General features: G+C 43.6%; 11 protein-coding genes and 1 pseudogene. 10 read left to right on the top strand and 2 right to left on the bottom strand.

The features are described 5' to 3' along the window. Positions 1 to 85 precede the first annotated feature (85 nt). From WBA23_RS23790 to WBA23_RS23750, 9 genes and pseudogenes are all read left to right on the top strand, one after another. Complete coding sequence (locus tag WBA23_RS23790; protein WP_424584770.1) at positions 86 to 661, top strand: redoxin domain-containing protein; 576 nt, start codon at positions 86 to 88, stop codon at positions 659 to 661. Positions 662 to 976: 315 nt separating this feature from the next. Next, positions 977 to 1285, top strand: a pseudogene (gene rplU, locus WBA23_RS23785) (50S ribosomal protein L21); the annotation flags it as partial. Then, a complete protein-coding gene (locus WBA23_RS23780; RefSeq protein ID WP_424584771.1) occupies positions 1265 to 1576 on the top strand; it encodes a helix-hairpin-helix domain-containing protein in 312 nt (103 codons plus the stop codon). The pseudogene rplU and the gene WBA23_RS23780, both read left to right, overlap by 21 nt. 33 nt (positions 1577 to 1609) lie before the next feature. Further along, on the top strand, positions 1610 to 1867 hold the full coding sequence (gene rpmA / locus WBA23_RS23775) for a 50S ribosomal protein L27 (protein ID WP_424584769.1): 258 nt from the start codon (positions 1610 to 1612) through the stop codon (positions 1865 to 1867). A gap of 187 nt (positions 1868 to 2054) precedes the next feature. Beyond that, the gene (locus WBA23_RS23770; protein ID WP_424584768.1) at positions 2055 to 6188 is read left to right on the top strand and encodes a tetratricopeptide repeat protein; all 4134 of its coding nucleotides are present in this window, start codon (positions 2055 to 2057) and stop codon (positions 6186 to 6188) included. Between the two features lie 101 nt (positions 6189 to 6289). Continuing rightward, positions 6290 to 6523 (top strand): hypothetical protein, encoded by a 234-nt coding sequence (locus WBA23_RS23765; RefSeq protein ID WP_424584767.1) that lies wholly within the window; start codon positions 6290 to 6292, stop codon positions 6521 to 6523. Then, positions 6513 to 6842, top strand: a complete 330-nt coding sequence (locus tag WBA23_RS23760) for a type II toxin-antitoxin system RelE/ParE family toxin (protein WP_424584766.1) — start codon at positions 6513 to 6515, stop codon at positions 6840 to 6842. The genes WBA23_RS23765 and WBA23_RS23760 overlap by 11 nt, the downstream gene beginning before the upstream one ends. A 189-nt stretch (positions 6843 to 7031) precedes the next feature. Continuing rightward, positions 7032 to 7997, top strand: coding sequence for a DUF3667 domain-containing protein (locus tag WBA23_RS23755; protein WP_424584765.1), 966 nt, complete (start codon positions 7032 to 7034; stop codon positions 7995 to 7997). Further along, complete coding sequence (locus WBA23_RS23750; RefSeq protein WP_424584764.1) at positions 7994 to 9157, top strand: lycopene cyclase family protein; 1164 nt, start codon at positions 7994 to 7996, stop codon at positions 9155 to 9157. The genes WBA23_RS23755 and WBA23_RS23750 overlap by 4 nt, the downstream gene beginning before the upstream one ends. A 96-nt stretch (positions 9158 to 9253) precedes the next feature. Here WBA23_RS23750 and uxuA read toward each other — a convergent pair whose 3' ends face one another. After that, positions 9254 to 10444, bottom strand: a complete 1191-nt coding sequence (gene uxuA / locus WBA23_RS23745) for a mannonate dehydratase (RefSeq protein WP_424584763.1) — start codon at positions 10442 to 10444, stop codon at positions 9254 to 9256. Positions 10445 to 10731: 287 nt separating this feature from the next. On the opposite strand from uxuA, the gene WBA23_RS23740 reads away from it, so the two are divergent. Continuing rightward, positions 10732 to 11529 carry a hypothetical protein gene (locus WBA23_RS23740; protein WP_424584762.1) on the top strand — a complete coding sequence of 266 codons (798 nt, stop codon included), beginning with the start codon at positions 10732 to 10734 and terminating at the stop codon, positions 11527 to 11529. 71 nt (positions 11530 to 11600) lie between these two features. Here WBA23_RS23740 and WBA23_RS23735 read toward each other — a convergent pair. Further along, positions 11601 to 13166, bottom strand: a 1566-nt coding sequence (locus WBA23_RS23735; protein ID WP_424584761.1) for a VRR-NUC domain-containing protein, incomplete at its 5' end; no start/stop codon positions are given.

Here is a 13166-nt window from a genome sequence, read left to right as displayed (position 1 = left end):
GTATATTCAAATAAGCGTATAACTTTATGATAGTACGCTTTAAAAGCTTAATCAAAAAATTCATCAATAAACGGCCGCTTGAATTATGGGAAATGCAGTGCTAAATCATCATCCGCTAACAATTAATGTGGCGGCACCAACTTTTGAGCTAATTGACATTTACGACCGTGTTACTAATTTGGAGACTTTTCGCGGAAAGAAAGTATTTATTGGCTTCTTCCGCCACGCTGGCTGCCCCTTCTGTAACCTTAGAGTGCATGCTTTACAAAAAGAACACGAGAATCTGAAGGAAAAAAACTTAGAAATGATTCTCTTTTTTGAATCAAAAAAGCAGATTATGCTGTCAAGTACGTTTCACCAAGAAATTTCCCCTATTCCTCTAATTTCTGATCCTGAAAAAGTTTGGTATCAAACCTATGGTCTGGAAAGCTCAGCCGCAAAATCAGTGAAGAGCCATTTGACCTCCTTTATTCAAACGGCAATTAAAGCCAAACTTAAAGGATTGCCTATGCATCCTATGGCTGACGGAGAATCGATCAACACCATACCAGCGGAGTTCTTACTAGACGAAGACCTCATTATCCGAAAAGTACACTACGCTAATGGATTGAATGATCGGATATCTATGGATTATATCTACAGCTTTGCCGAAACAAGCTAAACAGCTCGCTCGATCGGCTTTTGCATGGTACATTCACTTGTTCCTGCGCATTTGTGCGGGTTCACCATTGAGCTACCGCCCTCAATCAACCTGAACGTAAATAATGGAACTCATATTTATACCCGCTAGTTTTCAGAACTAAAGATGCTCTATTCTTGGTGAGAACCAGAGAAAACGCTATATTTGCGCCTCGTTTCTCAAGGAGAAAGAAAACAGTTATTCACTAATTGATTGGGGGTTTGTTGTTGCAAAATGAATTTAGAGTACTAATTCATTATCAATTCTTCCCTATCAATTATCAACTATCTAAGTATTATGTACGCAATTGTTGACATAGCCGGAAAGCAATTTAAAGTAGAAAAAGATCGGTTCTTGTATGCCCCCAGTGTGGCAGGCGATGCCGGCGCTTCCGTTGAATTTGATCGGGTGCTGCTTATCGAAGACGATAACGGAGTAGAAGTAGGCACCCCTACCGTAGGTGGAGCTCGCGTTGCCGGAACCATCTTGGAGCACGGTCGCGGCGATAAAGTGATCATATTTAAGAAAAAACGCCGTAAGGGCTACAAGAAAAAGCAGGGACACCGCCAAGGTTACTCCAAAATCATGATTGATGATATTCTGCTGAAAGGCCAGAAGGCGAGTAAAAAAGCTAAAAAGGAAGAAGCCCCGCAAGTTGATATTCCCAAAGCTGAACCTGTGCAGGCAGAAACTGCTGTGGCTGACGATTTGAAGAAAATCAATGGAGTAGGGCCAGCTTTTGAGAAAGCTTTGAACGAGCACGGAATTCACACCTATCAACAGATCATTGATCTTTCTTCCGAAGAAGTGGAAAAATTAGCGGAGGAAGTAGATGGTGTTACCATAGAGATGGTGCAGGACGAATGGATTCCTCAGGCGAAAGAACTGAACGCTTAAATAGAAGGTTAACCTAATTAAATATAAAATATAATGGCACATAAGAAAGGAGCCGGTAGTTCCAAGAACGGACGCGATTCGGAAAGTAAACGACTTGGGGTTAAAAAATTTGGCGGCGAAAACGTAATTGCTGGAAACATCATCGTTCGTCAGCGGGGAACTAAGCATCATCCGGGCACAAACGTAGGCATGGGTAAAGATCACACACTTTTTGCCTTAACCGACGGCAAAGTGCAGTTTAAGAGGGGGCGTCAAGATCGCTCTTTCGTGCACATTGTGACCGAGGCTTAAAAACTATTTTAAAAACTGCTTATTTGCCAGTTCCTGTTTAGGGACTGGCTTTTTGTGTTAATGAACCTCCGTAACTTTTTACAATACCTTACACCTCTGCTAAAAGCCGCTATATTATAACTAAAGCGGACGCCTGAAAAGGTAAATTTACTCGTTACGTAATCAACACTGTGCCGAGCAAATTACCATGAAAAGACAAATACGAACCGTTTTTATCATTCTTTGGGGAGCTATTTTCTCTCAGTTGGCCACTGCCCAGGATGTACCATCCCCCGATTATTTGGCGGAAGCCCAGAAAAAAGCAACCAACCAGGATTGGTCGGGAGCCAAAGTGGCTTATACGCAATATATCGTTCAATATCCGAAGAAGCCTGAAGGCTACGAAGGTCGTGGTATTGCTAACTACCAACTGGAGAAATACGATGCGGCACTAGAAGACCTGAATCAAGCCGTTTCCTTCCGGGCGTATAGTGCTGAGGTATTTTACTATCGAGGGTTGCTTCAGTATCGTAATCAGGATTATCGTCAGACGGTCTTAGATCTGAGCAAAGCCATTAAGGAGGGAACCCAGCAACCGGATGCGTACTACACGCGCGGAAATGCTCATTTTAGAACCGATAGTTACGCTGAAGCTATCAAGGATTATGATCAAGCAATAACGCGTGGGCAGCAAGATGAACTAGTGTTCAACAACCGAGGTAAAGCAAAATTTTATCAGAAGGATTACAGCGGGGCGGCTGAAGATTTCACTCAGGCGGTAATTGTAAAAGAAAGTTATGCCAAAGGCTGGAGCAATCTGGGCGAAGCGCAGTACCAACTTAAGCAGTGGGAAGCCACTATCAAATCGTACCAACGGGCAGCCAGTATGGGCAAATCTACTCCGGAAGCTACGTTCCAGGTTGCGATGGCGCATCGGGAGCTGGGACAGTACGGGGAAGCACTGCAAGCTTTTAAGCAAGCCGAAAAAGAGGGTTTGAGCGGCTCAGAGCTTAACTACTACCGAGGAATTACCGCCTTCTCGGCCAAAAAATATAACGAGGCAGTACGAGACTTAGAAAAGATTATAAGCGCGAAAGAAGCCGATTGGCTGACCGATGAGTTGTATCGTCATCTTGGACTCGCCTACCATCAACTTAATCGACCAACAAATGTAATTACTTCGTTAGAAAAAATACAGCCAGAAAATCGTGCTTCCGAAGTTTGGATGGCTTTGGGTACAGCGTATTTCACCCAGAAAAACTATCTGAAAGCTGTAGAGACACTGCTGCCTGCAAAAACGGAAACTGAAATTGCTCACTTGCTAGGAAAAGCTTATATCTACTTAAAGCAGCCCCAAGACGGAATGCCATTTTTAACTAAAGCTATTGAAGCGGGTTCAGAAGAGGCTGAGCTATTCCATATGCGAGGGGCCATTTTCTACGATCAAAAACTGTACGAACCCTCGCTGGCTGATATTCAACGAGCGCAAGAATTAGGGATGACCCACGGAAAGAATTATGCGCTGCTGGGCGGTGCTCAGTACTATTTGAAGCAATTTCCATCAGCTGTTGAGAACCTGGAAAAAGCGGTTTCTAAGGGTGAGGAGACTGACGAAGTGTACTACACCTTGGGTAATGCGCAGGCGCAGGTTCGCGATTTTTCTAAAGCCGTTCCCAATCTGAAGCAAGCCATTGAGCAGGGTCGGGGCGATATGATTACGTATCGGCACTGGGGCGAAGGAGAGTACCGAGCGAAAAATTATACGTCGGCAGTGGAAGCTCTTAGCTTGGCAGTGCAGGAGGGTGCTGATGATTTGCCGGTTTACGAGTGGTTAGGAAATGCTAAATTCTTTATTAAGAACCAAACTGCTATTGACGAACTTAATCGCGCCATTGCGCTGGGTAGTCAGGATACGCTGGTCTACTGGCATCGGGCTAACATCCGGTTAGATCAGGGTGAAACCGGTCCGGCTATTCAGGATTTGGATCAAGCGGTGGCATTAGGATCTAAGAATGCTCAAGTATTTTTGAAAAGAGGGCAAGCTAAACTGGAGCAAGAAAATGTGCCTAGTGCACTAGTAGACTTTGACAAAGCCATTGCTAGAGATGCTCAGTTGTCGGAGGCTTATTTGTACCGGGGGCAAGCGTATTATCTACAAGAAAATTATGCTAAGGCTGAAGAAGATTTGGCTCAAGCTAGTAAAGCGGGTATCAGTACCAAATTGCTGTACAAGTTGCTGGGTTACTCTTTATATAAGACCAAAGCGTACGAGCGAGCGTTAACCGCGCTGAATGAAGCTATTACGATGGGAGTTAACGAACCCCAGGCGTACCGATATAGGGCGGAAATCTACTACGATCAGCAGGACTATAAAGAAGTTCAAAAGAATATTGACCGAGCTTTCCAGCTAGGGGAGGATTCTCGGTTGGCCTACGTTTTGAGTGGGCACGCTGCCGCGTATCTGGATCAGCCAAAACGTACAATCAGTGACCTAACTCAGGCTATAAAAAAGGGAGCTGAAGAAGCACTGGTGTACAGCCACCGGGGAAATGCTTATTACACCCAAAAAGACTATTCGGCTGCGGCTAGTGACTTAGACCAAGCAGTTGCAAAAGGAGCCAATGACTTACTCACGCTCTACAATTGGGGAAATGCTCAATTTTTGACCGATGACCACGAAACGGCTATTCGCGCCTACGATCAGGCACTAACCAATGGCGGGCAGCAAGATGCGGAAAAGGCTCCACTCATTTATAATAATCGGGGTAAAGCAAAATTCTTAATAAAAAATTACCGCGAAGCTATTACTGATTTTGATCAGGCGATTGCGAAGAAGTCCGATTATACAAAGGCGTACCACAACCGGGGCACCGCTAAATTCTGGGCGGAAGACTATTCCGGAGCTATTCAGGACTTTAAGAAAGCCCGTGAACTTGATAGTCAAGAAACTGATATTTTTCGAATGATGGGTATTGCGTACTACCAAACCGAGCAGTATCAGCAGGCAATAAATGAATTAGATCAGGCAGTAGAATTTAAGAACACTGATGACCGTGTGTTCCTAGCTCGTGGTGTAGCTCGCTACCGAACCATAGATAGTCTCAACGAAGAAAATAAAGACGAAGCATATCAAGCCGTAATTGCCGATATCAACCAAGCCATTCAGCAGGGAACCGAAGAGCCGTTGGCTTTTATGATTCGGGGCTACGCAAAGTTTGATGGAAAAAAATACGATGAAGTATTACTTGATTTAGATAAGGCTATTAGTCTGGGAATCAGTGAATCAGAGGTTTATTTTAAACGAGGATTTAGCCGTTACGAAACGCGCGATTGGAAGGGGGCACTGGGCGATTTATCCACGGCTATCACCAAGCAAAGTAACTATCCGCAGGCTTACGCGGTACGGGGAAACGCTCGCTTCCGGCTTAAAGATTATTCCGCTGCCTTAACGGACTATAATCAAGCTATTCAGCAGGGTTGGGAAGAGGCTACCACCTACAATAACCGGGGTAAAGCGAAATATAAATTGGAGCAGTACGATGCTTCCCTAGCCGATTATTCCCAAGCGATTGTATTAGACTCGGCCTATACGCTGGCCTATGAGAACCGGGGAGTTGCTCACTTCAAGCTGGAGAAGTATCAAGAGGCTCGGGATGATCTGCGAGTGGTAGAAAGAGCCCAAGCCGAAAAGGTTGACGTAGGTATCATCTACTACTTAGCTGACGCCTACTACCATTTGGAAAATTACCCGGTGGCTATTGGCTACTACGACGAAGCAATTGACAACGGTATTGCCGAAAAAGAGGCTTACTATCGCCGGGGGTTGGCTTATATGAAGCGAGAAAATTATGATCAGGCCTCAGTAGATTTCACTAACGCAATAAACCTGGATAAAGAAGATGCTCAACTGTTTGTGGATCGGGCTACGGCACGATCGTTTATGGGCGATTATGACGGGGCTGTAGCTGATTTTGACCAAGCGTTGAAGCTTAACCCTGAGCTGGAAGGTGTGTACTATAATCGAGCTTATTTACGGGAGCAGCTAGAGGATTATAAAGGAGCGATTGAAGATTATACCAAAGTAATCTCACTGAACCCAAAAGACGCTGAAGCTTACTATAATCGGGCGAACTTATACGTGTTGGAAGAAAATCCCGAAAAGGCCCTAACCGATTTTGAACGAGCAATTACGCACAGCGATCAAAACCCGGACTACTTTCGCGGTCGAGCTATGATCTACTATCAGCAAGGTGACCCTAAAGCCTGCGAAGACTGGCAAAAAGCTGAAGCACTAGGCGACTCTAAAGCTACTTTCTTCCTAAAGAAATACTGTACGCAGTAGTTGGTTAGTGCTATGGTACTTGACACCCGTCGCACGGTGTTAGTGTTTTCTTGTGTTCAAGTATTCATGTAAATTTGTGTACTTATAGCTATATTTACATTATGAAACAGGTTACCTTAAATATTCCCGACAACAAATATCAGTTTTTTTTGGAGCTTCTCAGAAGCCTTGAATTTGTCTCTGAAGAGCAAATTAAAGAACTGAATAATGATGATGATGGAGATACTAAGCAACAGATTGTTGGAAGCATTAAACAAGCAGCCAAAGAGATGAAATTGTATAAAGAAGGTAAAATACAGATCCGCGATGCCTATGATTTGATTGATGAACTTTAAAATAAAGGTTTCTCTACAGTTTGAAAAAGAACTAAAGAAATTAGCCAAGAAATACCCTTCCTTAAAAAAAGAATACCCCCAACTGCTTGCCAACCTGAGGATGAACCCAACTCTAGGGGTGTCATTAGGCAAAAACGTCTATAAAGTACGAATGACCATTGCCTCCAAGGGCAAAGGTAAATCTGGAGGAGCTAGGGTGATCACTTATCTACAACTTGACGAAGAAACTGTGCTTTTGTTAACAATGTATAATAAAGGCACAAAAGATAACATTACCAATAAAGAAATTCTATCTCTTATCGAAAAATACGGGTCATAAAAATCTAACAGGGCAATCCTAAACCCTTGGCGACTCAAAGGCTACTTTCTTCCTAAAGAAGTACCGCACGCAGTAGTTGGTAATAGATTGTTTTAGTTATAAGTTTCAGGTTACAAATACAAGGTTAGGTAACTTTGGACATTTGAAAACATAACACCATAACACTTCGCACTCAAATACTAGCCACCCGTGAGAATTCGCCGAAAAACCCAGCAGTGCCTCAACTGCGGTCTTACCCTCAATACAGTCTACCATTATTGCCCCCGTTGTGGTCAGGAGAACAATGATAATAATGTTTCTTTTGGCACATTTATCAAAGACTTCTTTTCCAACTACTTCTCCCTCGATACCCGAATTGGTCGTAGTATCAAACCCCTATTCTTCCGACCGGGCTACCTGACCAATCGTTTCAACGAGGGGCAGCGAGTGGAGTATATTCATCCGTTGCGGTTGTATTTGGTAGCTAGTCTATTATTCTTTTTTCTGGTGACGTTGAGTTCAAGTTCGGGAATTGCCGAGTTTAGTACTGGAGTTCAAGAGGGGTTTACTGATGGCCTTGGAAGTGAAATTTTTGGTATATCCTTAGATACCGTAGATAGCGATTCTACCGAACGTATTCGGCAAGTAATTTTAGACAAATCACTTACTGACCAAGAAGTACTAGACTCATTGATAAAGATGGAGTATGATTCGTTACCTACGAATTGGAAAGAAAAAAGGCTTTTTGCTCAGACCCGCAAACTGGTTCTTTATGGAATTAGTCCATTTGTCAATACAGCAATTAGAAATTTACCTATTATCTTGTTTTTGGCTATGCCTATTTTTGCCTTGTTATTAAGGCTTCTTTACATACGTCGGGGGCAATACTATGTGCAACATCTAGCGCACACCCTACACATTCATTCATTTACTTTATTACTATTTTGCCCACTAGTTATATTTCAATGGTTAGATATCACTAACACTGCCGTGGAGTACATTGAGGCAGTAATTAGTCTGCTTTGGGTAATTTACATAATCATATCTTTCCGCCGAGTATACCAACAAAAATGGGGAAAAACGTTGGCTAAGGTATTATTAATTAACTTCGTGTATGTTATGTTGTTGTCAATTATGTTAGCTTCCGAAATTGTTCTTTCATTTTTTATTGCATGAATCAACCGTATGATATCATCCTCGCTGGTGGCGGGGCGGCTGGATTAAGCCTACTCTACCATTTGCTACACAGCAACTGGCGAGATCGTAAGATTTTACTGATTGACCAGGAACCAAAGAATCAGAATGACCGAACGTGGTGCTTTTGGGAAACCGAACCTGGCCCATTTGAGTCAATTGTGCATCAGCAGTGGCAGCGCATGTACTTTCGTAGTCCTAGCTTTTCTCAGCGGCTGAATTTGCAGCCGTATTGCTACAAAATGATCCGAGGCATCAATTTTTATCAGCACGTGCACCAAACCCTGGCGGACTTTCCCAATGTAACTGTAGCCAATGAAGAGGTGCGGGAACTGTGGGAAATTGACGAGTTAGCTGGCGTAACCACGGACCAGTCTACTTATACTAGCCCGTGGGTGTTCAGTAGCCTACGCAACGAATACGAAGGTGAACGCACTAACGGACATCAGTACTTACTTCAGCATTTCAAAGGTTGGGAAATTCGTACCCATCAGCCCCACTTTAATCCGCAGGAAGCTACGTTGATGGATTTTCGCATCGATCAGCAGGGCGACTGTCGCTTTATGTACGTGCTGCCTACCGATGAACAAACGGCACTGGTAGAATACACGATTTTCTCAGCCCAGCTTTTGAACCCAGAGAGATACAATCAGGAGCTACGAAAGTATATGCCACAGTACCTCGGCCTCACCGATGCAGACTACCAAGTAGTGCATGAGGAGTTTGGCGTAATACCGATGACAGACATGACTTATCCGAAAAAGCAGGGTGAGCGAATTATTCGGATCGGTACGGCGGGAGGGGCTACTAAAGCTTCCACTGGCTATACTTTTCAGCGTATCCAACGAGACAGCCAGCAACTGGTGCAGCAACTGACTACTACCGGTACAATTTCTCCGGATAGATTCAGCAATCGTCGCTTTCACCTGTTCGACAGTGTACTGCTGAACGTAATAGGACGAGGTATCTATCCGGCAGGAGAGGCGTTTGCGGACCTGTTTGAAAAGAATCCTCCCGCCCGAGTGCTTCGCTTTCTGGATGAGGATACACACTGGGGAGAGGATTTTGCTATTATGAATTCGGTGCCAAAAGTGCCTTTTATCCAAGGCACCTGGTTTGCCCTTCAATCAAAAATCACATAAGAAAGCTATTAAAGCTAGAAATATATATTAGTATGCAAACTACTGATAATCAATATTTAACGTTAGTTTAGATAAACTTATACTTTAAGCGAATGGTCAGCTTTGTTTCAGTGTCATTTCTACGCCTCGCAGTTCAGCCAACCCTCGTAGGCGGCCAATAGCCGAGTAGCCCGGATTGGTCTTTTTCTGCAAATCATCCAGCATTTTGTGGCCATGATCGGGCCGCATCGGGATAGGTTCAGTAACACCCCGTGCCTGACGCTTTTTCTCTAAGGTTACTACAGATTTAACTACATTCAATAAATCGGCACTTCCTTCCAAATGATTAGCTTCATAAAAGCTACCATTCATATCACGGCTTTCTCGCTGCACACTTCGAAGGTGAAGAAAGTGAATGCGTTCTCCCAATCGCTCTATCATTCCTGTCAGGTCGTTGTCGGGCCGGGCTCCGTATGATCCGGTACAAAAAGTAAGTCCGTTGTTGGGTGAGTCTACCATTGCTAACAAGTTCTGAGCATCAGCTTCGGTGCTCACTACCCGGGGCAAACCTAAGAGGGGGCGAGGTGGATCATCGGGATGAATAGCCATCTTGACACCAGCTTCTTCGGCTACTGGAACTACTTTTTCCAGAAAGTACTGCAAATTCTTTCGCAACTGGTTCTCATCAATAGATTGGTACTGATCTAGTACATCCTGAAATTCCTGCAAGCTGTAGTCCTTATCCGAACCGGGTAAGCCAGCAATAATATTTTGCTGAAGTTGTTGGGCTTGGTGTTCATCTAACTGATTGGCGTAGTCTTTAGCCTGCTGTTGCTCAGCTTCAGAATATTCTCGCTCGGCACCGGGTCGCTGTAGTATGTAGAGGTCAAATGCTGCAAAGGCAGTTTGATCAAATCGTAGTGCGGTAGATCCGTCGGGTTGTACGAAGTCTAAATCAGTCCGAGTCCAATCGAGCACCGGCATAAAATTATAACAAACCGTTCGAATATCATTTGCGCCCAAATTATGAATACACTCTTGAAACACGGTAATATCTTGCTCTCGCTGATCACTGCCAGTTTTCACAGCTTCGGTTACTGGAACGCTTTCTACCACCGACCAGCGCAAAGCACTATATTGAGGAGAGTCTTCTATCAGTTTTTTGCGCTTAGCAATTGCTTCGTTAGTCCAGACTTTCCCGGGGGCAATATCATGAAGAGCGGTAACAATTCCGGTGGCACCGGCCTGCCGAATGTCGTTAAGTGCAACTGGATCGGTGGGGCCGTACCAACGCCAAGTATATTCCATAGAATTGGGATTTAAGAGTTAGAAATAAAGTGGCTGGTAAAGTACAAATGTTGGGGCGGAGATACTAGCTGATAATAGGTTACAACGTATTTAAGGCGCAGCCTTGGTAGAATGCAAAAAAACAGCTAATTTTATCAAGGAATATTTATTTTTATGTCGTCAAATCTGTTAGCTTGCAGGATGAAATAAACTGATCGGCTATTATAATTATTACTAGCTCTTTGCGTTACCAAAGAAACGATCCGTTTTCAAGATTTTTTAGCTGGCGTCCCAATTTAATCTCTAGTATGAAACTAACCCTGCGAGCCCTAATTTTCTGTATGGTAGGATTATTCGCCTGTGAAGAATCGGCGGATGAAGCTATCAATACGCTTGGTACTGAAGTGGATGTAGAGATGAAGGAATATTTAGAAGGTGACCAACGCTTGTTGATGTTTAAATTTTTCACTACTCGCGATTTTGGCTGCATTAACCACCGTATTAGCTATAACTTTCAGCAGGGAATCAGCGGGTTGGCTATTCAACTGAATGAAGTAGAAGAGCCTACGGCGTGTTTAAAAGCAATGGGGCCAGCTTCGGCTTTCGTTGATGTAGGTTCATTAAATACCGGCGAGTATGAGTTTAGCCTGCAAATTGGTGAGGATATCACCAACACCGGAATACTGAACGTTAGGCCTGAATCATACCAGTTAGTGTTAAATGCCGAAGCGGGAATTAATCTCCGGACAATCCAACTGCAGCGTATTCCTAAAAATGCGCTTTGGGGTAGTGTACAATTTTTGAATAAGCCTAGTGATAATATCGCTAACTCTTTTGTTACTCAGCTCACCAAGTTGGGAGCTACGCAGGATAAATTTGACAAGGGGGATTACGGTTTCTTTGAAGTAGATGCTTCTGGTAAAGTAAGTCCGAAAACAGTGACCAGCGAGGCTTCACCTTTTACCTTCCTGATGAATTATCGAGGTGATGAGACTGAACTAGTAGCGTTGCTTTCAGAAATAAACCGTAATCACGGTGAAGAAGTGAATATTCGGTTACGAACCGCCCAAGGTAGTGAGTATCGAAGCTGGGATCTACATCAGTAGCAATTGAATGGTTTAATTGATGATCCCATATCAAGTCTGGGACATGTTGCTGATTGCTAAATTGTCATTGTTCACTGCACATTGCTAATTGTTTCTCGGCCTTCTTCCCATTTTACTCGGAGTACTTGTGCCGACACTTTCTGCTTTTGAAAGAAATTGAGCCAGTATAATTGTTGAGCCGAAAGCTGATCATTTGGTGATTTTACCTCGATAAAGCGATACTCACTTTTGTTCCAAACGAACAAATCCGGAAATCCCCGACTATTCTCTTTTAAGTCTTTAGCCATCTCCATCAGAATAGTCCCAATTTGTTTAGCCTCCAGTTGCTGATAACATTGTTCTACTAACGGTAGCAACGACTCGTGCCAACCTACCATAGGATTACTTATTCCTAATTTGGATTCGTAATGATGGCGAACAATTTTTTTGAAGCGGCGGGGTTTTTCTAACACTGCCAATCGCTGCATCAGCTTTTGTTTACGTCTATTTAGAAAGTCGGGAGTATAAAAATCAGTAGGACGAGCTTGAAACGGGTGATGAATAGCTTCACAATCTTCATCAAATATGATATCCCAAAATAGTAATCCGAACAAGCCTCGCCAAAGATAGTTTTCTACGAAACAACCATCGTAGCCCTGATTTTGATAATACTCTAGCACGCCTAACTCAACGCAACCCTGCACTTCGGTGGGCAGCGTGACGCTGGGGCTATTATAAAGAAAATCGGTTGCTTGCTTACGCCGTTTTTTCTTGGCAACCCGATTATAAAAATCTTCGGCGAAAAACTGCTCTTCCGCATTTTGCGGACCTTCCATAATACACTGGCACAGTTGAAGGGCTTCATCCTTACAACCTATTTTGTGCAACAACCGAACCCGTCGCTCCCGAGCCGGTGGTTTATCTGTTTGGTGATACATGCCTAGCGCAAACTTTGGATGTCTCTGCTGCTCCAATAGCTTCCCTATTTTAAGTGAAAGCCGATCGAAGGTAGGCAAAGCTAAGGCACAAAACTGTTCGCGCGATAAACTACGACTTTGAAACCAGTGGTAAATTTCATCGGCTGGGGCAACTACTTCATCTCGTAGTACTCTAAAATCTTGATAGACCCGAAGCATCTTAAAAGTATCTTCCGCCTCTTGGCGAGTTTTATAAGCCGCCTGTAGCTTATCTTCATTAAATAATTCGTTCTTGATAATCCCTAGGTCACGCACTACAAACTGTGTCATATCACTATGAATATCGCCAAAATACAGAAAGCGCAGCATGGCCACTTGTTCTTCGTAACTAACGCAAACAATATCTTCTAGCTGGCGTAGTGCGCTAATAATTTTACGATGATTCAAATGTTCCGTAGCGCAAGCGATGAGTTCAGGTTTCTTCAGAGAACGGTAGCCTTTCGGTAACTCTTCTTTCGGTAAAAAAGAAAGTAATTCGGCTTTGGGGAAAATGCTTAAAACCTCGGCAAAGGTTACACAGTGCCTTGAGCAGAGGCGACTAAAAAACTTCTGTTGGCAAAGCAGGTTCGTTGCTTCTAAGAGATCACTAATTTCGGCGTAGTTCAATTTAGAGATTCGAAAAAAACTTCCTTTTCGGTTAGTGAGCCGAACGAACAGACACCGGGCATCTTCGGGCAGGGC

It is taken from the genome of Tunicatimonas sp. (genome assembly GCF_049647865.1).
In the GTDB taxonomy this organism is placed as follows: Bacteria; Bacteroidota; Bacteroidia; order Cytophagales; family Cyclobacteriaceae; genus Tunicatimonas.
Note: the sequence above shows the minus strand (reverse complement) of the source record. Positions and strands in the feature narration are given on the sequence as shown.